This is a genomic window from Desulfosarcina sp. BuS5 (genome assembly GCF_028752835.1).
In the GTDB taxonomy this organism is placed as follows: domain Bacteria; phylum Desulfobacterota; class Desulfobacteria; order Desulfobacterales; family BuS5; genus BuS5.
In genome coordinates this window covers 28884-54275 of sequence record NZ_CP087952.1, presented here as the reverse complement: position 1 = coordinate 54275, position 25392 = coordinate 28884, and the positions used below count along the sequence as shown (strand labels likewise).

The following is a 25392-nucleotide window of genomic DNA, read 5'->3' as shown; positions in this document are numbered from 1 at the left end:
ATGCTGGGGGGGAAGTTTTTGACAACCCAAAGCAACTTCAAATGACTTGTTCTCCCAAAAGCTTTAAAATATGACTCTCTATTATCTTGGTATGTTTCTCCTGAGTAAAATTTCTTTTCACAGTAGCAATAGCCTTTTTTTTCTGTTCTTCCCACCAGACAGGATTATCAAAAAATATTTTCACCTTTTCTGTCAGATCATCAACATCATTAGCCTGACAAAAAAGACCGCCCTCACCATCTTTAAAAATTTCAACAATGCCGCCAACGGCACTGGCCACCACTGGCGTTCCGCAGGCCATGGCCTCGATAACAACCCGGCCAAAAGGTTCCCTGATGGAAGGAACCACAAGCAAATCACACAAGCTCATCAGGTCTGGAATATCATTGCGAAATCCCAAAAATTTGACCATATTCTCAATACCGTAATCAATTACAGTCTGCCTTAGTTGCTTTTCATATTCTTTATCTCGGCTTGTATCACAACCAACAATTAAGTAAACGGCATTAATGCCCTGTGAGGAAAGAGACTTTACCATCTCCAGAAAAAGATGCTGGCCTTTGATTTTTTTTAATTGACCTATAATTCCAATTACATGAGAGTTATTGGCTATTGCTAACTTATTTTTCAGTTTTTCAATGGGTCGTGGGAAATGTTTGCCTAAATCAATACCATTATGGACGAAAAAACATTTTTCCCGATCGAGCCACGGAGAAGTTTCCAATACTGCCTCCATTGTTGCTTTGGAAGGAAACAATATTCTGTCCGCCCTGTCAGCCTTAATCCAACTCAAACTCGCATCGTCTTCATGAATATGCAGATGGAGTATAATCGGCAGTCTCAACAACCTGCATACAGGAGCCAAAAACTTAAATTCAGAACCGGTTCCAACATTTACATACACCAGATCGACACCCAATCTCATTAATATCCACAACAGTCTGATCAGCGCAACTGCGATTAAAAATACATTTTTTTTCTCGAACGGGGGCAATGATAAAGGGCAAACCTGGATATTCTGTCGGATATCTTGTTTATCCATTCCAGAAGCCGGGTCAAAGCATAAATACGGGCTGACCTTATGAGTATCAATGGTATTCAGCAACGCCAGTAAATTAACCTCTGCACCGGAAAAAATTTTACTCTGGGTTATGAATAATGTGCGTACCGGCTTTTTATGCATAATATTATCAATATCCAGGATAGTTGTTCACGCTGTAACTGTTTGTAAACTATGAAAATTTACTCTGACGCCTTTCGGCTATAATATTTACCGACCAATGCCCCGAAATACTTTGTTGCGACAAGAATGAGTAACGTTTTCGGTTTCCGCCCCCAGTGCCAGGCTTTTTTCAGCCAGTAGTACGCAGGATTCAAATCACCTACCTTCAAATTGCTATAAGCTGTATCAAAACATACTTGATATAATCTTTTCTTCATTTCCCTTTTTCCAACTAACTTATCTACATCAGGAAAATTTTCCACAGCTTTTAATATAGCTAAAGCTGTACGATTTTCCATTATGGAATTATTTTTTGAAAAATTTTGAGAATGCACCCTATATTTATTAAGAGGCGATGGCACAAATCCTATAGAATAATAATAGGAAATTCTTAACCATAAATCATAATCATCAGCCCCCCATAATGTTTCATCAAACAGCCCTATTTTGTCAAAAATTTCTTTCTCCATCATTACAGAGGATGGACTAATAAATGTTCCATTTAGAAATAACTCGTTAAAACACTTGCCTGATATAGATTTGGTCTTCCGCCATTTCAAAACCGACGGATTGACAACAGTGCTATTTTTATCAATGATCATAAAATCATTATATATAAATGAGTAGCTATCAGACTTATGGAAATATTTAACACGCTCCTCAATACAAGTGGGCAAATAAACATCGTCCTGATCCAGAAAACTGATCAAATTTCCTTTACAAAATTTTATACCACAATTTCTGGCCGATGCTTGACCGGCATTTGTTTGACTAAGACGTTTCAATCTTGAATCCAAAAAACTGTCAATTATCTGCTGTGAACCATCCGTGGAGCCATCATTGACACATATGAGCTCAAAATCCTGAAAACTTTGACTCAATACACTTTCAATAGCCTCAGCCAAAAATTTCTCTCCATTATAAACAGGCATTATCACACTGACTTCCGGCATATTATCCCCTTTTGCAAACGTCCCTTAATAAACAGTTTAACCTCTCTTCGTTCTTTCTTGCTTAAAAATACCAAAAATCCTAATATCAGCATGACGCAAATATGAATGATAAATATTCTCAACAAAGAGAAATAGTTTTCCTGCACTCCCCGGCCCAGGAAATACCAAACTGGTGCCAGCAAAATACAGGTTTGCATACTTGCACCAGCAACTCTGCCTAACAGCCGGAATGGACTTGTATTGATCACCCTGCACGCATAATAAGGTTTCAGGATAACATCAAAAATAATGCACGGAATTGCCGTTCCCCAGGCCACCCCCACAGCCCCGATCTTATAACCAAGGATGAGACTTAATATAAGATTCATCCCTCCTCTCATGGCATCCAGGATAGTAGCCAGGCGATGTTTGCCGGTAGAATTCAGGACAAAAACACTTGGGAATACACCATACGCCAATATCATTGGAGCAATCAAAATTGCCGTATAAAGGTACGAGGTGTTAAAATGCGGGCCAAGCCAACAAACGAGAAATGTTCGTCCATAAAGCAGCACCAGACCTCCGGCAAAAGTAGCTATAATAGTCCCCAACTTTGAGCCCAAAGTGAGCCATCGTTCCAACCCCTCTAAATCCCCAGCCCCCTCTTTCTGACTGAACAAGGGGAATAATACTCCCTGGGTAGTTCTGAAAAATTCTCCAAAATAATTAGTCAGGGTTAACGCTACGCCATAGTAAGCCACAGTGGTTACGTTGGATACAAGAGCCACGACATAAGGATCAAGCCTGCTGGTCAATATATTGGTGATGGCATTGATAAACGTAACAAAAGCAAATTCCCCCATCTCCTTAATTTTGGACAGACTGAAAAATTTTATTCCCAAGCTGAACTGGCGATCTATTTTTATACATGTAAATGTTTTGACAGCCAACTCACCGACCCCTGCCAGCGCGGAGACAATTACAAGGCCATAAAGTCCATAACCCATTTTCAGAAGGACAATTATGGCCACAGTCCTGAAAACAATTTCGCCAAACTCAATATAACGTTTCAGATCAAAGCGCAGATGAGCACTGAGAACACCATCAAAAACTCTTAACGGAAATGATAGGCCTATGGAAAGTCCAAGAATGATAATTGCGAACTTGAAAATAAAAAGATTGCTTTCGCTTGTAATAAAAAAATGCGCGCCCCATGCGGCGCCAAAGGATATGGCGATAATAAACAACCCCAATCCACACAGAACAAACAAGGCACTGTTTATGTAGTATTTAGCGTTATCATCACAGCCCGCTCCAATCTCCCTGGAAACAAAACGCAATACCGCCCCGCTGATGCCAAAATCAAGCATTCCATAATAGCCTACGAATGCAGAAATAAGTATCCAGAAGCCATAATCATGTTCGCCCAGCATCCTGATAATAAACGGCATCAGGAAGAAGGAAACGGCTATGCGGCTGAACAGTACAACTGCGCTTAAAAAGGAGCCTTTAACTACCAGCTTATTGGTACTCATCTGTTCATCCAGTTTAGCAATTCATGAAGTACCATTTTACGTGACTGTGGAAACATGATGGAATGATCAGTATCAGGCAGCGAAACAATTTTACAGGTGGGAAATTGCTTTTTATGTTTATCTAAAATTTTTTGCTTAAACTCTACATTAAATTCAAATGTTTCATTATCAAGCTGCGGCAATAAAAAGCAGATATTTTTTTTCGCCTCGGCGATTATCTTGAAACTTTTCCAGAACAGCATATTAAAGACCGGATTTTCTGGAATACTGGTTGGATGGGGAAAAATTATCGAACAACTTTTTCTCACCAAAAAGTTTAATTGAACAAAAATACTCCCGAAAATTAATTTCATATCCGATTTGCCACTTAAAAAACGAAACCAGCTTGAGAGCTGAAAAAATTTACGATGATATTGTTTACTGGTGTTTCTGGCATCAAGGACACCAATTTGAGATTTACTGTTATTCGTTATGGAAAAGCGCAATACCGGCGCAGCTATCAAAATATAACCCTGGATATTTTTTAATCTTTCCGCCCCGGCTGCCAAAGCGGAAATACAGCCCCCACATTCTCCCAATAAGAAAATATCATAATCAACAAAACGTTTAATGGCCCAGTCTATTACGCTGAGAGTATCATTGACAAAGCAGCCATCCTGAACCCGCTGAAAAAATAATCTGACCGGGATATCCTGTTCGCACTCGCCTTGACTGTCACCAGTGCCATGCTGGTCAAATCTGAGAACTGTTATGCCCTGCTCGGCGAGGCGATCTGCCACCCACCGCAAATGGTCTCCTATCTCCCCTTTGGCAACTATCCCTGATTGACACGAAATCACAAGGCGATTCTGGTTATTTTCCTGACATGGTTTAGTCAGAATACCATACAGGAACAAACCTTCTTGGTTTATAATCCGAACAACCTCTTTCTGTATATCAACAGCCATTTGTCTTTATCCATTTTATTACACAGGCATTCAAACCAGAGAGGATCGGAGTCCATATTTTTTTGGTAGTCCAGGAAAACCTGGTCTTCACTGGTTCGATTTCATAAGTGGCATTTTCACTAAAATCAGCACACCAATTGCTAACCTGCCGGGCTGGAGCAACAGGTTGTTTATTTTTATAAAAATTAACAAGTAATGCCTTGCCTAGAAATAACTTTAACTCAGCGGATATATCAAAACCCTGTAATTGTCGTAAAAATGTCAAAGTCGTTTGAAAACCGTAAATGGATATTGTCTTTCCTTTTTTTAAAATTTTCCAAATATCGTCCTCTTTCATTAAAGTGTTGCCAAAATAATCACGTTGAGCAATAATGTTGGCGCGTATATAATTTTTTATAAATTTTTCCAGATTATAAACCGGCTCACAAAGAACGAGTTTGGTAATATTATTTTTGTTAGCAGCCTTTAAGGCAAACAAGGCACCCAGCCTGAAACCAAGCAAAATTATCACATTAATCCCAAATCTTTTTTCAACCTCTATTAAAGCAGTATCTATATCGTCAAGCCTGCTGTTAATATCAAAATCAGCAAATTCACCAAAGCTCTCCCCTTCCCCCCGATAATCAAAGCGCAAAACCGGGAACCCGGCCCCGGCAAGGGAACGGGCCAGGTTAACGCTTTCCCGATAACACCGCAGCCTTTCATGGCCGACTGGCGGGACAATTACTATACCGGTTTCCGACATATTAGACCTTGGAATATAACTGCACCCATAAAGATAATGACCTTGCTGGTTGTAAAAGAAAAAACAGTCTTCTAAAATTTTATTCATCAGCAATTAATCCCTGCTGTTTTAAAATATTTTTTCGAACTGCCGTTATCAGCGCAATCATTACATACAATATCTTGAAATAGATCCTGTTTGAAAAAAAAGCGCATACCCAAAAACCCGCAAGTGTAATAATCAAATATTTATATATAATAACTGATTGGATGGTCATATTATCACGATTTAATTTAAAGAATTTCCATGCTTCCCATAGCGGAAAAATTGTGAACATTACAAAAAAAATACCGCCTGGAATACCGGTTTCAGCAAACGCCTGAATCAGGGTGTTATGCGGTACCAGACCTCGGATACCTCCATAGCTTCTCATTTCATAAGCAGATTCGCCAGGTCCTACCCCAAGAAAAGGATGCGCCTTAACCATACGCAGGCATGCTTTCCATTGAAGGATACGATTTTCCGATGAATCATCGCCTGAAAGATGCCCTGGCATCAAGTCGCTTCTTGTAAGAACTGTGGCAACCCCAAAAGTAACAACAGAAAATATTAACAGGATTAAAATAGACAATCGGATAAAACGTGATATTTTTTTCATAAATAAAATACTCAGACAACCAACAGACATCAACCCCAAAAGTCCATTACGAGAAGCACTAAGCAGTATATTAAACGCAAAAAAAGAAGCAATAGCTATAAAAAAATATTTGATAATAGTTGAGTTTGAAGATTCTCCCAGACATAAGGCCAGAGGGATTGCACAGGTTAATATCAAAACAAGATCATTAGGGTTCTCATACCATCCAAAGCCCTGGGGCCGCAAACCAGGATGATAATTGATGATAACATCTGAAACTGATTTATACGAAAGATAAAATATTGCTGCGACGACCATTAAGATAATTGACTTTATTTTTTTTTCATCGGTACAGGACATTACTATAATTACATATATAATAATCAAGTTTAACCAGATATTTTTAAATGTATCTATTCCGCCATGGAGCCATATAGCGCTGGAACTTATTACCTGCATCGTCGCAAATAATAAAAAATAGCGCACATTAGGCACAGACAATAAAGGTATGTCAGACTTTTTACCAGCCAGCAGGAATGAAATAAGCGCTATAATGGCAGAGTATCTGTATGGCCGATAAGGCGCTAAGACCGGAAAAATAAAAACAGGCTGGAAAAACATAATAAATGTAAAAACATTTAAAAAGAAAAATGCCATTTATATTTTTCGACCTTTCAGAATATCAAAATATAGTTTTTCGTAGTCTAACACCATTCTAATAATGGAATATTTATTTTTTACTATATTATGCGCATTAGCACCCATTGTTTTGCGCAATTCCAAATTACTACTCAACAGATCAATCCTGTCTGCCAGCCCTAACACATCATTCTGTTCAATCAGAAAACCGACCTTTCCATCTATAACAAGTTCAGAAGTACCAACAGATCTTGTGGCAATAACAGGCAAGCTGGAAGAAAAGGCTTCAAGAATTACATTTGACATACCCTCATGACGGGATATGCTTGTTGATATAAATATATCCATTGCAGATAAAAGTTGAGGTACGTCATCTCTGTTACCGAGAAAGGCAACATTATTTTCAAGGCCATTATCTGTAACAAACCGGCTTAATTTAGCATGGTCTGTTCCATCACCAATAAATATTACACATATTTTATTATCAGATTTTCTATTTTTAATCTCCATTAAGGCTTTTAAAAGCATCATTTGATTTTTTTCCGGTTTTAAAGAGCCTGTGCAGCCTATTACAAAGCTGCCGTCATCTACTAAAACCCCATACTTTTTTAATAGTTCTTCACGGATATACGAGCAATCATAATTGCCGGTAAATATGTCTGTATCAACACCGTTAGGGATTACTTTTATTTTATCAGGCGCTATACATAGATTCTGCACAATTCGTTTTTTAAGGGATTCAGAAACTGAAAGAGTCAGGTTGCACATGATGGCAAGAATTCTTTGGAGTATAACCTGGTGCGGCTTTAAAAAAAACGAGCCGTGTTCACCGTTAATTATCACAGGGACTCTGGCCAATCTGGCAGCGGCAATGCCTACATACGACCCGCCGGCAAGGCCATGGGTATGAACTATATCCGGCATAGATTGCCTGAAATATCGTTTCATTTTCATGGGATCAAAAACCGGTTTTCCCTCAGATAAATTCAGACATACCATTTTAACATCATCGCGAAGCCGTTTTGCCATTGCTCCGGCAAATTTCAGGCAGCAGACTGTCACATCAAACATCTCCCTGTTATGCCTGTTGCACAGGTTTATAATCCCGTTTTCCATTCCGCCGGTGCCAAGAGTGGTTACTATATGAACTATCTTTATTTTTTTTGTCAGGTTGCTCATAAAGCTTGGCATGTAATTCATTTTAACCATTACGAACTTGGTAAAAAAAGTGCAGCTGCATCACCGATTAATTAGTATCTGCTGAATTTCTATTGTACCATGTTTTCAGGTAGTTAGTCATGGTTACGTTCGACTCTTTGCGAGACATCAAAAACGGCCTTTTCATATATAGCGGCAACAGGGAAACTATGACAATTCCTTCTTGGGCAGCAATAATATGGAAATCCCTAACCAGCTTAAAATACTACGAATATAGAAATTCAGCAGATACTAATTAGACTGTATATTATCGGTTTAAAATCATCTAAAATTGACAACCCATCTTTTAAGGCAGGATTCATCAATTCGAAAATTAAACGAAACTTTTTTTTAAATCTTTTCTCTTTTCTTATATGTTCAACAATTGATAAAATATCTTTATGGATAAAACGTACTTTAACACCTGTTTTATAATTGAGTACAGGCTCATAATCCTCATCGAGGGCGGACAAGACATGCAACACTGGAAAATTAACGCCACTAAACACAGCAAGGGGAAGAGAACCCCAATAACGGGGATTTATCTCTATGATATAAAACTTTTTCCTATTAATATCATATTTAAATTCCACCATACCTAAACCCATCCAATCCAGCGATTCAAAAAGAGACCGCCCTATTTGAACTAACTTCTCTTCATAAACACTCTCACAACAACTACTAGGTCCACCTGTAATAGGGTATTCTCTAATTCTTTTATGGCAAAATTGTGCTTTAAGTCTACGTTCTTTATCAAATAACGCAAAGTACCCATATCCTGTTCCATTGATGTACTCCTGAATAATTGGATATTCTTCTATTTTGTGCATCCTGGAATATTCAGAAACTAATTTTTGACAAGAATGAACAATAGAATATCTATCTGCCGGATTCCAATGAGTAGATCTGTTATCACCTCGAAATTTAATAATACTAGGAAAAGTGAGGCCAGAAGCTGGTAAATTTTCTATTTGAGATGGATGTTGTTTAGTATATGTTTTTGGGCAGTTAAGCCCAAGTGCTTGAGCATGTTTTGTTAACAATTCCTTATCGTCAGCAATAACTAAACTTTCCATGCTTGGAAGCAAGTAGTTACATTTAATGCTATAGTTTTTAACAACATCCAAAAATTTTCGCATAGATGAAGTAAAAATAGGATTTATGACATCATATTTATGATAATTTTTAGTTAAAAACTTTTCAAAATTATCAGTGTAGTTTTCTTCCTGAATGAATCTTTTTTCAGTAATATACTTCGAAAAAAAACCTACAGTACTATTAAGTGCTTTACCAGTACCAATGGCTGTAACCTGAGCGCCAGCTTTTCCCAAATACTGGATAGCATATAATCCGATGCGTGCTTGAGCATCAGTTGTCAATATCCGAACATCATTTAGCATCTTCATCAAAAATCCTATTTTGCTTGCCTTTTAATAAACGTCTTAGTATACGAAAAAGAATACGGCCAAATTGATAAATTGAAGGAGTTTTTATAAAATTAACAACTTGGCTTGCTTCATCTAACCAAGAAGAAGAAAAAATTTTACTATGTATCTGTCCTGTCCCTTCACGAATTATTTTTTTTAGCTCACAGGGGGAAGAAAGTTTAGGAGTAACTAAATAAGCTCTTCCAATTTCAAATAAAAAATGTGCATCACTTCCTGCTGATCGGCCACGCACTGTAGACAATAACATAGCAGTTTTTGACTTTTTATCATAATTCTTCAAATTCACCCACCGAGAATTTACAATTTCAATAGCATCTAACATATCAATAACGTTTTTTGGATATTGTTTCATGCGCTTGAAAGGATGAGCCAAAATTGCGATTCCATCTTGATCATGGATTTCTTTAATTAAATCCACTGCATTATGTTTTGTTAGAGGCCTGGAAATAAATAATCCAATGATGTCACCAACTTCTGTATGGATTTCACTACCAAAAATCACCCAAAAGTTATCGTTTTGGGAGGAAATTTCAAATGCAGCATCAAAAGAATTATGATCTGTAATAGCAATGCCATTTAACCCTTCTTGCCTTGCATGTTTAATGATGGCATCAACTGAAGATAAAGAATCATATGAATATTTGCTATGAATATGTAAATCAAATTTCATGTTGGGATAACTTAGCCGGTATACTTTTATAAATATTTCGGTTGATCTATTTGATCATTCTTTTCTGACCATACATTGAGTGTCCCATAAATGAACAACTTGTTCTTTTTTATTCAAGAAGAACTCTTCGAAAGCTTTTTTTACTCCTGGATAGAATACTGAATAGTAGTCATGGGAAATCAACACCCCACCTTTTTTAAGACGTGGATAGAAGTAGTTTAGGGCTGCAATTGTCGACTCGTATATATCAACATCTATATGCACAAAACAAAATTCGATATCGGATGGCAAAAAGCCATGCGCTGTATCCGGAAAAAAGCCCTTGTAAAAATGGATATTGGGGTAATCCTTCAGATACTCTCTCACTGAAGATAACGTCGTATCTGAAAAGCTTCCCTTTTTGCATAAATCAACGGTTTCATCAACGTCGGGCATACCATCAAATGTATCAAATAGATGAAGAGCCAGATCCGATTTAATTGAACTAATTAGCTTCGCGCCCCCCCCCTTATACACTCCGAATTCAGCGAGGGCACCGCCTAAACATACTGCTTCGGTCACGTAATGGTAGATATTATATGCTTCTCTTACTGATAAAAGCATTCTTCCTTCTTTGCTAAGTTGCCAATAAATCGCCATAAAACGATTGTCCATTTTCACTATATTGTTTGAAAGATAAAGAATTCTATTCACAAATTCAGGTACAAAACGATTTATCTTTTCCAGTATTGATGTTATACGCATTCGAGTGCCCCTAATCTTTAAAGAAAGTCACAATAAGAATACATGGGTTACCCATATCATCTTTCTGTCGGCTCCCATTTTGCCATTTTATTGCCAATAAAAAAATTATACCATGCACCCATGCTTGCCATGTTTGTCATACATATAAAATAAAAAATCCTCGAAATTTTCATGAAAAAGTTATCGGATATTGATTGTGACCCTAAAAAGGCCAATATATAATAAATAATCTGTAAAAAAAGACAAAATTTATAAAAAACATTCAGGTTAAAAAGCATAACATTAGTGATAAATAATGCTATAAAAAAGAAAGGGAGCAGCCATCTGAACACTTTATGGCTCCAGAGAATAAAAGAAAATTTTCCATACCTGAATATATTTAAAAGGCTTTTTTTGTAAAACAGTGTTGATATGCCATTTGTAAAGGTTCTTGTTTTTCGTGCAAATTCGGTTTTTTGGTTTTCAGTCGGTTTTACGGAACAAATTGCATCAGGTTCATCTACCGATATATAACCCTTTTCCCTTGCAATTAAAGGAAGTGCAAAATCACGTGTTACATAATTCGGCAGATCTGTGCAAAGTTTTTTTCTTGCCGCATAACAGCTCCCGCTTAAACCGATTAATGAATCAACCCTGCTTTCCAGTGTTCTTGTTGCCATTTCGTATCTTACATAAAGGTTTTCACCTTTATTTGTATCGGATTTTATACTTTTATCACGGGTGCTGACACACCCGATTTCCTTAAACTCGAAATGTTTTACCATGTTGTGAATACAATTTTTGTCAAGAACGGTTGAGGCATCGGTAAAGATGATGAAATCGCTCTTTATTTTTTTCAGTCCAAGATTTTCACAATATGTTTTACCCCGCCGATCCTGCGAAATAATGAGATGTACTGCCTTATTCTCAAATGACGTTATTATTTCATGAGTTCGGTCGGTTGATGCATCAGAAACTATATAAACAGCAATTTTTTCTGCCGGATACTCTGATTCAAAAATATTATGAAGCTTGGCAAGGATATTTTTTTCCTCATTATATGCAGCTATTAAAAAAGAAACATGGGGATATTTTTCGAGACCGGTTTTAGAAAATTTGTTCTTTTGCGATATGCGGCCAACAAGATTCAAAACAACATAATACCCAGCATAGGTATATATAATTAATAATAGTGATATAACAAAAAATATTTCTACAACAGTCAGCATAAAAATCACAATTTGTAAATGTTGGACCTGGTTTTAAATTGAAGTGGAAAGGTCATAACATGTAATGTTGATTCCAGATGATTTCACAAGTCAAGTGTTAATAAATTATAATGAAATTATTTCAACCATATTCATTAAATCTTTCTTTTTTACAAATGGATGAGTTGGCAATGTTAAAAGAATTTCACAAAGTTTTTTAGAATTCGGAAAACCGTCATTGGAATTAACAATATATTTTTTAAACTCCTTTATTTTGCTTAAAGGAAAAGGAAAATTTTTGCTAATACCTAAGCCGGCTTTATTCAGTTCATAAAACTTACGGTCACGGCTCTTTGAATCCATACAAATCACAGGAAAACGGATAAAACAAGGCTGTGTTTTTTTTGCAATTTGGGGCAGCGCGACCTTATTGGTGTTTATCAAGCTTTTTGACAGAAGCCGGGCGTTTTTCATACGTTGCATGTTATAGGAATCGAGTTTGATGAAATTTTTTTTCCCAATGCCTGCCTGCAACTTTGAAAAACTAAAACTTTTGAAATCAGGAGCATAAATATTGGCTCCCAACTTTAAAAACGGAAGACTGTTCGGAATAAAATAGAATTCGGGACGTAAAAAAAATGTTATGGCAAAGGCTGTGAATAACATACTAAATTTATTCGGCACTTTCGTGAATGGCAATTTTCTGACATTTTCAGCAATGACATTGGCAAGATCATTTTTTTTGGATACTATTATCCCGCCATGAACAGTTGAAATGCTTTTACCTCTTCCAAGACTGTATATTCCTGCGTCTCCTATTGTCCCAACGCATTGGCCGTTGTATTCGGCACCTGCGGCCTGGGCAGCATCTTCTATAAGAAACGCTCCTTTTGAACGGGTTATCTCAGATATCTCATCAAGCCTTGCCACCAGACCGAATAAATGGACAGGAATAACTGCCAGTGTTTTCTCATCTACCAATCTGGAGAGATGTTCCAAATCAAAATCGAGATATTTCAAATCCACATCGCAAAGCTTGACGGAAAGACCTGAAGCCGCGACTGTTGATGCCAGGCAAAAGCTGGAATAAGCAGGAATAATTATATCTTTTCTGTCAGAGAAGGAAGAGATGGCCTTTAAAATTTGGAAAAGTGCGGCCTTGCCGGATGACAGCAAAAAAATATTATTACAACCGAAATAATCTGCAACCTGTTTTTTAAAAATCCGGATGGAATCGTCATTAAACAGCTCTGCTTTTAATCCGCAAAACAGATCACGAAATTTAACAGGCGCGCCTGACGGAGAAAGCGTTCTTTTCATTATATAAGGTCAAATGTTAAAGGTTAAAGTTATCAACACTGGTCGAAAAGCAATCATCGTTGCATGAGTTCATCAATTTTATCTTGCTTGATTTTCCAGAATATCTTCAATTATTTCTAATAAATTTTACTGGATTCCTGCTGTAATTTTGTTGGGCATCCTTTTGAAAGCAAGTTGCAACTATAGGCTACACAAATTTTTCTTTTTTCTGTTATAAACACCACCGCTATTATGCAGGACAATTTGCCGATATCCTGCGATCTTTTAAAAAAAAATATCGTTTAAATTTGAAATATCAGGCATATTTTTACAACGGCTGCCAGCCGGAAAGTCTGGCAAACATCCACCAGGCAGCCTTTCCCTTTTGCATGCAGCTCTCAATTGTGGTGTGAGCCTTTTCATTTCCATGAAAGCCGGGATGCTCTACCGGCACATGTATATATTCTTTGCCATTCCAATAGTTGTAGGTGGATTGTTCCCACTTGCCGGTCTGCGGACTGAACCGCCAGGTGTCTATATCAGCAAAATCAAAAAGGACACGGTTTTTGTCCTGGCAGCTCTTTACCCATTTGCGAATTATATTATTACATATATAGCGATTATACCCTTTTTTGCCTCCTTGCTGGGCGTGGCCGGTTATGTAAACAAATGTTACATCCGGGTACTTTTTTTCAAAAAAAGCCATTGCATCAAGATATTCCTGCACCTGCCCGGGTGTGTATATCCCCAGTTGCCCACACCAGCACCACATGCAAAGATTGATAGAAGAATTCCTGTTAATAATTTCCTCTGTGCGCGCCCGCCCTTTTGATGAAGCCCAGAACCCTTCCGGAGCCACGTATGGGTTGTCCATAATAGACACCGCAGTTTTGCTCAAAGACAAATGCTTTCTGTCAATGGATAAAGCATACTGTGAATCGTTCTCCATGATTTTTGTCAAACCGAATGTAAGTTGTTCGCCATGCGATGTGTGGGCATAGTAACAACGAATGCGATTTTTTGCCGCTGCTATCATCTGATCAGGAATTTGAGTAAACTCTGTACATGTATGATTGATAATCAAAGGGCTTGACAAAGAGAGCGGCTCCCTTTGTCCTAAAACAGACCTCGTATTTTTATCAATATTAATTAGACGCTATGATATCTAATAATCTGAATATATTTATAATTAAAGCTATAGTGTAAAGCTGTATAAAAATTGGACACGGCAATTTTCATGCCATCGTTTTGTTTAAATTAATTCAATAAGTTAGTGGTAAAATTTATAAAAACATTGTCGAACTCAAATACCGAGGTCTGTAAAAAATATGAACAGGCAGTTCCTGCAAAAAGAACAAAAAACAGAGAGAATAATAGCTCGCATGTAATTTTTCGATATTTTAACATTATTTTTTACCCCCCTACTGAAAGAAAAATATTGTATTCCTTTAATCACAAAGCAATATGTTTTCTGATCACCGGCCCGATTATTTTTGTAATTCCAACCGGCATTTTTTGCCATAGTCTAATAGCTGTATCAAATTTTGATTTGTCAGAAATCTCTTGTTCTACTGGTTTGTCATCCATGGATATATAATGCCAGTAGAGCGGTTCCGGTTTTGCTCCCCACTGCTTTTTAAATTTATATGTCCCCTCATCAGGTGTTGAACGACCGAAATCAAAAAATTTAAAACCATTATCGCAGGCATATGCCAGGAGTGACCAATAAAGAAGTGTATTTGGCCTAAATGCACGGTGCTGCCTTAGAGCCGATGACCATGGGTTTTCCAGTGTGTTTTTAAAGCCTATACCCATACCACATGCCAAGGGGATATTATTTTTATAAACCACACCAATTATTGCTTTTTCTGAAAATTCTTTAAAAATATTTTGTATTATTTTTTTTGAATGGACTGGGGAACCTAAATCCCTCATATTCACTAAAAATACCTCATAAAAATTGTCTAATAACTCAACCCCACCAAGTCGAAAATTTAATCCCATTTTTTTTGGTTTTTTTATCTTGGTTCTGAATTTGGATTTAAATGATTTCATCAATGCTTCAGAAGAATCCGGCAATTCAAGCAGCATGCGAACCTTATGTGATTGTATGGTATGGCTCAAAGATGACAGCTTATTGCCCAAGGAAGTATTTTTTTGATCATCAATTGATAAGTTTGAGCTGTCAGATAGCCATGTAAGTGGTTGTGCCTGGCGAAGTTCTATGCTTTTGACTTTGAGTTTTTGCCCAAGTTTAACGGCTTCGGTCAGAAGAACTTTTTCGATTTCCTCATTGTCAGCCAAAATGCCTCCCATATCAAAAAAAGGAATTGATACAAGGCTGTTACCAAAAAAAAAATTCTTCATATGAACAATCGGAAGTATTCCGACAACACCATTTGTTAAATTTTGAATTGGTTTGTCCAACGAACTATGCTCATTCTGCTCACAGGTATTTGAGCTGTTTACAGCCATCAGGTAGTAAGTCTTGTGGCCATAGGTTTTTTCGATAACATTTTTCCAGCCGGACAGATGGTAAAGGGTTGCCTTGGGGTGTTTGTTCACATAGGCATCCCATGCGTGGGCATGAATTGACTGAATTATATTGACTCTAACTCTCACTTTTTAGTCTCCATCTTGTGTGTGGCCTGTTGATTTGGAATTGTGCTGACACTTTCCAAGTCCAATTTCCCCATACTTTGATTTTGAGCATACTAAATACACACTCAACCCAAATAATATTCCAAGCAAATCTAACCCCAAATCCATTATAGTGGCTGAACGGCCTGGGACAAAATACTGATGAAATTCATCCGACACAGCGAATAACAGCAAACATGCTAAAATTAATGCAATATATTTTTTGCTATGCCTCTCTTTTTTCCCAGGCTCCAATGCTTTTAACCAAAAAAAAGTCAACAATACAAAAACCGGAATATGCGCGAGATTACAAATAATTCTTTTAAGTAGTGATGGATTCCCAAAAAATGACTGGCCCTGGATGGATGACATCCATATTATTGCCACCGTTATTGTGAAAGAAAGCAAAAGGTACGGAAAATTTATTTGTATTTTATTTTTTCTCATCAACCCCCATGGCCTGTCGGGCACAACAAAACATAAAAATGAGATACCATATTAATAGCTTGTCGCCCTAAAAACAATACTGTTTTTCTCTCCATAATGAGGAATCGTAACAAGGTTTGAACTTATAATTCATCATTCAAAATTAATAATTTTCACATCAAAGATGGTTTCACCTTTGAATATTTCATGCCGTTCACAGAACCTTTAACGCTGTTTAACCAGCGCAGCTTCCATCAATAAGCTTTTTTAAAAAATCCACTTCTTCTATCCAGTGTTCCCGCATTTTCAACTGTACCTTTTGCGGAAATCCCTTGCATCGTTTCCAGTAATTTAAAAACAAAACTCCTCCAGACATGAACCTGCAGTAACCCTGATATTTTTTGTACATATTCATATCATCTTTTATGTCAGGCTGCGGTCTAAGCCCTAATCTAAATAGTTGATGATCGGCTCTGTCAGTTTGATGTTCATAATATACGGGGCTGTCATGAATAATGGCATAATCGGCATAGAGTTTTTTTATTTCTTTTTTTACAATCTCAATCTGCATTGGAGAAGCTTCTTCGTATTCTGTATTAGCTCCATCCCTTACATCAGAAATACCGTTTTTCAGGCAATACATTATGGTTTGAACATGAAAACAGGCCTGGCAGGCAAAGCAGACAAATTGCATTTGGATAGTCCGGTATTTAAATAGATTTTTGATATAATGACGGTTGTAGATTTTTGAAAATAAATCACTTACATCAGTTATAGAGTGCTGGAATTTATCTGGAAATTTTTCATTTAAAATTGAATAACTTTTTCTGCTGTTTTCTATATTCATTTGTCCGAAATGGCGGAACGTCAGGAGATGAACCTGATCAAACTCAAGGGACATGCGGTAGGCTGTTAAAGAGGAATCGGAGCCACCGGAAAATTGTATGCAGACTTTTTTTTGTTTTTTTGACATTTTTACCTTTTTTTATTAGCCACAGACTCACACGGACGGACACGGACGGACACAGACTATACAGTTTTTTGATGGGCTACATAATAAAACGCTTTATTTCTGCTTTTGGATGTTTAAAATTTACAAGGAGACCGATTTTATATCCGGTGGCTTTCAGGTAGTTCAGTATCTGAGCTTCATGTATTTTTTGCAATGAATCAACAGCTTTGAGCTCTATAATAATTTGGTTCTCTACTACAATATCAGCATAATATTCACCAATTTCAGTGCCTTTGTAATTCACTTTAATCGGCATTTGCTTTTCTGCCTTTAAACCTACTTTTTTCAGTTCGATCATTAAGGCATTTTCGTATATTTTTTCAAGAAAGCCTGAGCCGAGTTCACGATTTACCTCAAATATGGCTCCGTTGATTTTGTATGTTATATCATTTGTTTTCATTTTTTAGCCACAGACTCACACGGACGGACACAGACTATTACCTCTGCCGGCTCGGCAAAAATTGGGCACAGATAAATACAAAAGTATACTGTTCAATAAGAAACGGGGACGAAATAACTTCCACAAGTAGGCGCACAGATTTAGATCGGGCAAAGATGGCCTGAAGCTGTGATGCATAGTTGGGGAAGTTATTTCGTCCTCGTTCCTAACCCTTATAATCTGTTTTCAAATTCATTGATGCTTTTTACCCGAAGCGCCTGGCGATGCAAGGCTTTTAGCTTTTCACGTGAATCTATATTTTCAAGTTGTTTCGACAATTTGGCGCTTGTCCTGCCAAAACGCTCGGTTAAAACTTCAATAATCATTTCCCGGGCTTCTATTAACATTCCCACCGGTATTCCCTGCTGCATTCCCAGAGGTATTCCTTTTTTAATACCAATTTTTTCTACACTTGTTACGTATGGCATTTTGTATTCCTCCTCAAAAGAGATGAGTTTGTCCCAAAACCGTTGGGATAATTCTTCAGGAAGTGACATGATCCAGTCAATAAAAGGGTGTTGCAAAGATTGCTATTATCAGTAATTAAAACAGGTAGTTACGCCATAACGGAAAAATGGGGTTTTTCTGGGTTAACTAATTGATTTTATTATAAAAGTTTTTTTACTTTGCAACACCCTTAATAAATGAAAAAAGCTGAACCACATCTTTTTTTTTATAACCTTTTTGATAAAGCCGCTTTACCAGATCAAACTTTACTCTGGTTCTGGCTTCCGGGTCATTACGGGTCTTCATTGCTTTTAGTTGCGATAAAACTACTATAGCAAACGGGTTGGTGTTTTCCAAAAGTTTTTTTTCGCTATTATTATAATCCAAAATTTTCACTACTGGAAAGCGCAAACTTGCTTCACATCCCCAAATTTCGTAGACAAACCTTTCAGGACGCCATGAAACGGTTTCATCCGTCAAAACCGCCAGACTTGCAACCGGTCGTCGATATCTGTCGTAGGTTCTGTAATTATACACATACATCCGTTCACTAAAATCCGTTTCTTTTGTCCCTTGTACTTCTATGTGAATCAAAAGCCAGGTTTCCTGATTGTTTTTCCGGTATACACTTATCAGTTTGTCGAGATGCCTTCTGCCTGTTTTTGCTTCTTTTACTATGCTCTGAAATTCCTTATCCAGAAAGACATATCCCTTTTTCCAATCCAGGTCTTTTTCAATTTTGGGGAAGAAAAACTTCAAAAATTCCCGGAAATAAACCTCAAGGATATCTTTCCAGGGGCTGTCATAGTCTTGATTGTTTTGTTTCACAACTCTATTTCCTTAAATTTTCCAAAATGGCGGAACGTCAGGAGATGAACCTGATCAAACTCAAGGGACATGCGGTAGGCTGTTAAAGAGGAATCTGAACCACCGGAAAATTGTATGCAGACTTTTTTTTGTTTTTTTGATATTTTTACCTTTTTTTATTAGCCACAGACCCACACGGACGGACACATATTATTATTTATGCCGGCTCGGCAAAAATTAGACACAGATAAATACAAAAGTATACTGTTCAATAAAAAACGGGGACGAAATAACTTCCACAAGTAGGCGCACAGATTTAGGTTAGGTTTGTTCGATCTAAAAGTATAAAAGTTGCAGGAATAGCAAGCTATTTCAAGATTTTTATACTTTTATATCGGGCAAAGATGGCCTGAAGCTGTGATGCATAGTTGGGGAAGTTATTTCGTCCTCGTTCCTAACCCTTATAATCTGTTTTCAAATTCATTGATGCTTTTTACCCGAAGCGCCTGGCGATGCAAGGCTTTTAGCTTTTCACGTGAATCTATATTTTCAAGTTGTTTCGACAATTTGGCGCTTGTCCTGCCAAAACGCTCGGTTAAAACTTCAATAATCATTTCCCGGGCTTCTATTAACATTCCCAGAGGTATACCCTGCTGTATTCCCACCGGTATTCCCTGCTGCATTCCCAGAGGTATTCCTTTTTTAATACCAATTTTTTCTACACTTGTTACGTATGGCATTTTGTATTCCTCCTCAAAAGAGATGAGTTTGTCCCAAAACCGTTGGGATAATTCTTCAGGAAGTGACATGATCCAGTCAATAAATGAAAAAAGTTGAACCACATCTTTTTTTTTATAACCTTTTTGATAGAGCCGCTTTACCAGATCAAACTTTACTCTGGTTCTGGCTTCCGGGTCATTACGGGTCTCCATTGCTTTTAGTTGCGATAAAACTACTATAGCAAACGGGTTGGTGTTTTCCAAAAGTTTTTTTTCGCTATTATTATAATCCAAAATTTTCACTACTGGAAAGCGCAAACTTGCTTCACATCCCCAAATTTCGTAGACAAACCTTTCAGGACGCCATGAAACGGTTTCATCCGTCAAAACCGCCAGACTTGCAACCGGTCGTCGATATCTGTCGTAGGTTCTGTAATTATACACATACATCCGTTCACTAAAATCCGTTTCTTTTGACCCTTGTACTTCTATGTGAATCAAAAGCCAGGTTTCCTGATTGTTTTTCCGGTATACACTTATCAGTTTGTCGAGATGCCTTCTGCCTGTTTCTGCTTCTTTTACTCGATGTTCAAGTTTTTGATGATGAACTTGCCAAAAGCACTTAGCAAGGACAATATTTACGTGATAGAGAAGGTGTTGGCCCCAATCTACCTATAGTTCTTCCGCTCATATGTTTTCCCGATGGCATAAGTCGGAAAACTTTTTTGATAACTTGGCCCATTTCTTTAAGTTTTTCACCGGGATCTTGTTGTTGCAGCAAAGATTTGACACATTCCATCAAAACATCCATTTGAGTTTTTCTTTGCAGACTTCCCACGGTAAACACGGGAGTTTTGTTCTCTATGCAGGCCTCCTGCTCAGGGTGAAGGAGGAGGCAATGGTCTAGCAACAGACTCAAGATCAGGCCTCGGCTTGATCCTTCTTCGTCATATTGTTTGGCCTCTTGTCCCCATCCTTCATAAAGCTTCCAGTCTTCAAAAAAAACCTCTACAAGCCATCTCAAAGAATATGCTTGAATAATGTCAACTGTGCGCCAACTCACATCAGTGGCAGCTAAGTAACGGTATTCATCTTCCCCTTCATATTTAAGAGCTATCACAAAAAGCACATTGCCATCGTGTGCATCAACCTTAAGGCGGGCACTGCTCACTGTTGCATTGACTTTTTCACCGCCTCGCACACGAATGGTGCAATTTACACCTTTGTTAATCATGTTGAAATAATCCGTAATTGTCTTTTTTTTACCTTTGTATCGTATATTTTGATTTGACTTTAATTGGCTGATAATTTGCACTCCTCCCAAAATATTAGAGGCTCCATTCATAAATTCTTTTGAACCGTATAAAGCGTCAGCCAATACACATTTAACAGTAATTTTAGGATAATATTTTTTAAAATTCTCAAGTAAGAGCAGGGCTAATTGAATTTTTTTCGGATACTCAGGGTTAAATGCTGGTTTGACAGGACGCTTACTCTTCGGGAGTCCCTTTTTTTTCAATCTCTCTTCTTCTTTTTTCCAGGCACTAACAACTGGATCAGGCATGTAAAACTTAAAACCAATAGGTACGGTTATAGAGTCTGTGACCAAAAGAAGCAAAACAACTGTTTGCCCATTAACATAACCTCCGCTTGCTTTGTGTTTTTGCTTATGAGCCTTGTATATTCGCTTTGTATTCTTAGAACGGGCACGATCAGACTCATCAAAAACAATTACACCATTTGTGATACCATATTTTTTCAAAATACGCCTGACGCTTCCAACAAGTAAATTGTCCCATGAAATCTTACCCTTACGAAACATCCAAGATAGAGCTGCTAATTTATAATTGCCCAGACTCGCCCGTTCAAATTTTGCCCAACATACAGCATTTACCATTAATATACCGGTAAGACAAAAGCTTAGCCATGCTTTCTGGGTAAATGTTAATCCCGCACCAGGTTTGTATTGCTCCAGGCTATTGTTGAGATCTTCAATGTACTGTTTGATAAATGGTGCAGATTCAGTTAATAGCATTATGAATGGACTCTTTCAAAATTATTAATATTTTTCAATGGCCGTGATTATACTCTCAAGCTTAAAATTTAGCTAATCATAAAAACTTGATCATCGAGTTTTACTATGCTCTGAAATTCCTTATCCAGAAAGACATATCCCTTTTTCCAATCCAGGTCTTTTTCAATTTTGGGGAAGAAAAACTTCAAAAATTCCCGGAAATAAACCTCAAGGATATCTTTCCAGGGGCTGTCATAGTCTTGATTGTTTTGTTTCACAACTCTATTTCCTTAAATTTTCCGAAATGGCGGAACGTCAGGAGATGAACCTGATCAAACTCAAGGGACATGCGGTAGGCTGTTAAAGAGGAATCTGAACCACCGGAAAATTGTATGCGGACTTTTTTTTGTTTTTTTGATATTTTTACCTTTTTTTATTAGCCACAGACACACACGGACGGACACAGACTATTATTTATGCCGGCTCGGCAAAAATTAGACACAGATAAATACAAAAGTATACTGTTCAATAAGAAACGGGGACGAAATAACTTCCACAAGTAGGCGCACAGATTTAGGTTAGGTTTATTCGATCTAAAAGTATAAAAGTTGCAGGAATAGCAAGCTATTTCAAGATTTTTATACTTTTATATCGGGCAAAGATGGCCTGAAGCTGTGATGCATAGTTGGGGAAGTTATTTCGTCCTCGTTCCTAACCCTTATAATCTGTTTTCAAATTCATTGATGTTTTTTACCCGAAGCGCCTGGCGATGCAAGGCTTTTAGCTTTTCACGTGAATCTATGTTTTCAAGTTGTTTCGACAATTTGGCGCTTGTCCTGCCAAAACGCTCGGTTAAAACTTCAATAATCATTTCCCGGGCTTCTATTAACATTCCCACCGGTATTCCCTGCTGTATTCCTTGCTGCATTCCCTGCTGCATTCCTTTTTCAATACCAATTTTTTCTACACTTGTTACGTATGGCATTTTGTATTCCTCCTCAAAAGAGATGAGTTTGTCCCAAAACCGTTGGGATAATTCTTCAGGAAGTGACATGATCCAGTCAATAAATGAAAAAAGCTGAACCACATCTTTTTTTTTATAACCTTTTTGATAGAGCCGCTTTACCAGATCAAACTTTAATCTGGTTCTGGCTTCCGGGTCATTACGGGTCTCCATTGCTTTTAATTGCGATAAAACTACTATAGCAAACGGGTTGGTGTTTTCCAAAAGTTTTTTTTCGCTATTATTATAATCCAAAATTTTCACTACTGGAAAGCACAAACTTGCTTCACATCCCCAAATTTCGTAGACAAACCTTTCAGGACGCCATGAAACGGTTTCATCCGTCAAAACCGCCAGACTTGCAACCGGTCGTCGATATCTGTCGTAGGTTCTGTAATTATACACATACATCCGTTCACTAAAATCCGTTTCTTTTGTCCCTTGTACTTCTATGTGAATCAAAAGCCAGGTTTCCTGATTGTTTTTCCGGTATACACTTATCAGTTTGTCGAGATGCCTTCTGCCTGTTTTTGCTTCTTTTACTATGCTCTGAAATTCCTTATCCAGAAAGACATATCCCTTTTTCCAATCCAGGTCTTTTTCAATTTTGGGGAAGAAAAACTTCAAAAATTCCCGGAAATAAACCTCAAGGATATCTTTCCAGGGGCTGTCATAGTCTTGATTGTTTTGTTTCACAACTCTATTTCCTTAAATTTTCCAAAATGGCGGAACGTCAGGAGATGAACCTGATCAAACTCAAGGGACATGCGGTAGGCTGTTAAAGAGGAATCTGAACCACCGGAAAATTGTATGCCAGACTTTTTTTTGTTTTTTTGACATTTTTACCTTTTTTTATTAGCCACAGACCCACACGGACGGACACATATTATTATTTATGCCGGCTCGGCAAAAATTGGACACAGATAAATACAAAAGTATACTGTTCAATAAGGAACGGGGACGAAATAACTTCCACAAGTAGGCGCACAGATTTAGGTTAGGTTTGTTCGATCTAAAAGTATAAAAGTTGCAGGAATAGCAAGCTATTTCAAGATTTTTATACTTTTATATCGGGCAAAGATGGCCTGAAGTGGGGTGTCCAAATCGACAGACATAGTTGCTCAAAAATGGACCCAAGAAAATTGCTTGCAAGGCTCATTCTCGTAAGGCTTTTAAGCAAAATTTAAGGGGTCCAAAAAGTGAGGAAAAACTGATATTGGTATGTTTCAAAAGGCCTTTATACTGTTTAAAGTAAAATATCATTTAAGCCAATAAAATCAAATGCATACAACATTTTCAATAGTTGACCGAACGTCTATTTTTTTCAACAATAATATAAATATAACTCGTTGTTTTCATTTAATTTTTTTATAAATAGGTACCATATCCCGTTAATTTTTTTGTGAAATTTGTCTAAAAAATATTATCAAATCAACATGTTACCTTTTTAGACACCCCAGGCCTGAAGCTGTGATGCATAGTTGGGGAAGTTATTTCGTCCTCGTTCCTAACCCTTATAATCTGTTTTCAAATTCATTGATGTTTTTTACCCGAAGCGCCTGGCGGAGCAAGGCTTTTAATCTTTCACGTGAATCTATGTTTTCAAGTTGTTTCGACAATTTGGCGCTTGTCCTGCCAAAACGCTCGGTTAAAACTTCAATAATCATCTCCCTGCCTTCTATTAACATTCCCACCGGTATTCCCTGTTGCATTCCCTGTTGCATTCCCTGTTGCATTCCCTGCTGCAGTCCCTGCTGTATTCCTTGCTGCATTCCTTTTTCAATACCAATTTTTTCTACACTTGTTACGTATGGCATTTTGTATTCCTCCTCAAAAGAGATGAGTTTGTCCCAAAACCGTTGGGATAATTCTTCAGGAAGTGACATGATCCAGTCAATAAATGAAAAAAGCTGAACCACATCTTTTTTTTTATAACCTTTTTGATAAAGCCGCTTTACCAGATCAAACTTTACTCTGGTTCTGGCTTCCGGGTCATTACGGGTCTCCATTGCTTTTAGTTGCGATAAAACTACTATAGCAAACGGGTTGGTGTTTTCCAAAAGTTTTTTTTCGCTATTATTATAATCCAAAATTTTCACTACTGGAAAGCGCAAACTTGCTTCACATCCCCAAATTTCGTAGACAAACCTTTCAGGACGCCATGAAACGGTTTCATCCGTCAAAACCGCCAGACTTGCAACCGGTCGTCGATATCTGTCGTAGGTTCTGTAATTATACACATACATCCGTTCACTAAAATCCGTTTCTTTTGTCCCTTGTACTTCTATGTGAATCAAAAGCCAGGTTTCCTGATTGTTTTTCCGGTATACACTTATCAGTTTGTCGAGATGCCTTCTGCCTGTTTTTGCTTCTTTTACTATGCTCTGAAATTCCTTATCCAGAAAGACATATCCCTTTTTCCAATCCAGGTCTTTTTCAATTTTGGGGAAGAAAAACTTCAAAAATTCCCGGAAATAAACCTCAAGGATATCTTTCCAGGGGCTGTCATAGTCTTGATTGTTTTGTTTCACAACTCTATTTCCTTAAATTTTCCAAAATGGCGGAACGTCAGGAGATGAACCTGATCAAACTCAAGAGACATGCGGTAGGCTGTTAAAGAGGAATCTGAACCACCGGAAAATTGTATGCCAGACTTTTTTTTGTTTTTTTGATATTTTTACCTTTTTTTATTAGCCACAGACCC

General features: G+C 37.5%; 24 protein-coding genes. All 24 read right to left on the bottom strand.

Annotated features, from left to right (window positions below; genetic code table 11):
• Positions 1 to 37: 37 nt before the first annotated feature.
• On the bottom strand, positions 38 to 1183 hold the full coding sequence (locus tag BuS5_RS00255) for a glycosyltransferase family 4 protein (protein WP_051374776.1): 1146 nt from the start codon (positions 1181 to 1183) through the stop codon (positions 38 to 40).
• 59 nt (positions 1184 to 1242) lie between these two features.
• On the bottom strand, positions 1243 to 2175 hold the full coding sequence (locus BuS5_RS00250; RefSeq protein ID WP_027353930.1) for a glycosyltransferase family 2 protein: 933 nt from the start codon (positions 2173 to 2175) through the stop codon (positions 1243 to 1245).
• A complete protein-coding gene (locus BuS5_RS00245; RefSeq protein WP_027353931.1) occupies positions 2157 to 3689 on the bottom strand; it encodes a lipopolysaccharide biosynthesis protein in 1533 nt (510 codons plus the stop codon). Before BuS5_RS00245 ends, BuS5_RS00250 begins: the two co-directional genes overlap by 19 nt.
• Positions 3686 to 4636 (bottom strand): serine aminopeptidase domain-containing protein, encoded by a 951-nt coding sequence (locus BuS5_RS00240; protein ID WP_027353932.1) that lies wholly within the window; start codon positions 4634 to 4636, stop codon positions 3686 to 3688. Before BuS5_RS00240 ends, BuS5_RS00245 begins: the two co-directional genes overlap by 4 nt.
• Entirely contained in the window at positions 4626 to 5468 is an 843-nt protein-coding gene (locus BuS5_RS00235) for a serine aminopeptidase domain-containing protein (RefSeq protein WP_027353933.1), read from the bottom strand. The genes BuS5_RS00240 and BuS5_RS00235 overlap by 11 nt, the downstream gene beginning before the upstream one ends.
• Complete coding sequence (locus BuS5_RS00230; protein WP_027353934.1) at positions 5461 to 6654, bottom strand: O-antigen ligase family protein; 1194 nt, start codon at positions 6652 to 6654, stop codon at positions 5461 to 5463. The genes BuS5_RS00235 and BuS5_RS00230 overlap by 8 nt, the downstream gene beginning before the upstream one ends.
• Complete coding sequence (locus BuS5_RS00225) at positions 6655 to 7845, bottom strand: glycosyltransferase (protein ID WP_027353935.1); 1191 nt, start codon at positions 7843 to 7845, stop codon at positions 6655 to 6657.
• Between the two features lie 230 nt (positions 7846 to 8075).
• A complete protein-coding gene (locus BuS5_RS00220; protein ID WP_027353936.1) occupies positions 8076 to 9239 on the bottom strand; it encodes a carboxylate--amine ligase in 1164 nt (387 codons plus the stop codon).
• The gene (locus BuS5_RS00215) at positions 9223 to 9951 is read right to left on the bottom strand and encodes a PHP domain-containing protein (protein ID WP_051374777.1); all 729 of its coding nucleotides are present in this window, start codon (positions 9949 to 9951) and stop codon (positions 9223 to 9225) included. Before BuS5_RS00215 ends, BuS5_RS00220 begins: the two co-directional genes overlap by 17 nt.
• Before the next feature lie 54 nt (positions 9952 to 10005).
• Positions 10006 to 10695, bottom strand: a complete 690-nt coding sequence (locus BuS5_RS00210) for a TylF/MycF/NovP-related O-methyltransferase (protein ID WP_051374778.1) — start codon at positions 10693 to 10695, stop codon at positions 10006 to 10008.
• A 56-nt stretch (positions 10696 to 10751) separates the two neighbouring features.
• Positions 10752 to 11903 carry a glycosyltransferase gene (locus tag BuS5_RS00205; RefSeq protein WP_027353938.1) on the bottom strand — a complete coding sequence of 384 codons (1152 nt, stop codon included), beginning with the start codon at positions 11901 to 11903 and terminating at the stop codon, positions 10752 to 10754.
• A 105-nt stretch (positions 11904 to 12008) separates the two neighbouring features.
• Complete coding sequence (locus BuS5_RS00200) at positions 12009 to 13202, bottom strand: DegT/DnrJ/EryC1/StrS family aminotransferase (protein WP_051374779.1); 1194 nt, start codon at positions 13200 to 13202, stop codon at positions 12009 to 12011.
• Between the two features lie 307 nt (positions 13203 to 13509).
• The gene (locus BuS5_RS00195; RefSeq protein WP_027353939.1) at positions 13510 to 14277 is read right to left on the bottom strand and encodes a hypothetical protein; all 768 of its coding nucleotides are present in this window, start codon (positions 14275 to 14277) and stop codon (positions 13510 to 13512) included.
• A 356-nt stretch (positions 14278 to 14633) separates the two neighbouring features.
• Entirely contained in the window at positions 14634 to 15803 is a 1170-nt protein-coding gene (locus BuS5_RS00190; RefSeq protein WP_232223052.1) for a peptidoglycan bridge formation glycyltransferase FemA/FemB family protein, read from the bottom strand.
• A gap of 3 nt (positions 15804 to 15806) precedes the next feature.
• Positions 15807 to 16268 (bottom strand): VanZ family protein, encoded by a 462-nt coding sequence (locus tag BuS5_RS00185; RefSeq protein WP_084445932.1) that lies wholly within the window; start codon positions 16266 to 16268, stop codon positions 15807 to 15809.
• A 214-nt stretch (positions 16269 to 16482) separates the two neighbouring features.
• Complete coding sequence (locus BuS5_RS00180) at positions 16483 to 17220, bottom strand: hypothetical protein (protein WP_027353941.1); 738 nt, start codon at positions 17218 to 17220, stop codon at positions 16483 to 16485.
• A 76-nt stretch (positions 17221 to 17296) separates the two neighbouring features.
• Positions 17297 to 17659, bottom strand: a complete 363-nt coding sequence (locus BuS5_RS00175) for a GxxExxY protein (RefSeq protein ID WP_027353942.1) — start codon at positions 17657 to 17659, stop codon at positions 17297 to 17299.
• A 212-nt stretch (positions 17660 to 17871) separates the two neighbouring features.
• A complete protein-coding gene (locus tag BuS5_RS00170; protein WP_274427923.1) occupies positions 17872 to 18126 on the bottom strand; it encodes a hypothetical protein in 255 nt (84 codons plus the stop codon).
• Between the two features lie 193 nt (positions 18127 to 18319).
• Entirely contained in the window at positions 18320 to 18973 is a 654-nt protein-coding gene (locus tag BuS5_RS00165; RefSeq protein WP_274427922.1) for a hypothetical protein, read from the bottom strand.
• 440 nt (positions 18974 to 19413) lie between these two features.
• Positions 19414 to 20172, bottom strand: a complete 759-nt coding sequence (locus BuS5_RS00160) for a hypothetical protein (RefSeq protein ID WP_274427921.1) — start codon at positions 20170 to 20172, stop codon at positions 19414 to 19416.
• 121 nt (positions 20173 to 20293) lie between these two features.
• Positions 20294 to 21706 carry a transposase gene (locus BuS5_RS00155; RefSeq protein ID WP_274427895.1) on the bottom strand — a complete coding sequence of 471 codons (1413 nt, stop codon included), beginning with the start codon at positions 21704 to 21706 and terminating at the stop codon, positions 20294 to 20296.
• A 68-nt stretch (positions 21707 to 21774) separates the two neighbouring features.
• Positions 21775 to 21963 carry a hypothetical protein gene (locus BuS5_RS00150; RefSeq protein WP_274427920.1) on the bottom strand — a complete coding sequence of 63 codons (189 nt, stop codon included), beginning with the start codon at positions 21961 to 21963 and terminating at the stop codon, positions 21775 to 21777.
• Positions 21964 to 22403: 440 nt separating this feature from the next.
• A complete protein-coding gene (locus BuS5_RS00145; RefSeq protein ID WP_274427919.1) occupies positions 22404 to 23384 on the bottom strand; it encodes a hypothetical protein in 981 nt (326 codons plus the stop codon).
• 818 nt (positions 23385 to 24202) lie between these two features.
• Positions 24203 to 25219, bottom strand: a complete 1017-nt coding sequence (locus BuS5_RS00140) for a hypothetical protein (protein ID WP_274427918.1) — start codon at positions 25217 to 25219, stop codon at positions 24203 to 24205.
• Between the last annotated feature and the right edge of the window lie 173 nt (positions 25220 to 25392).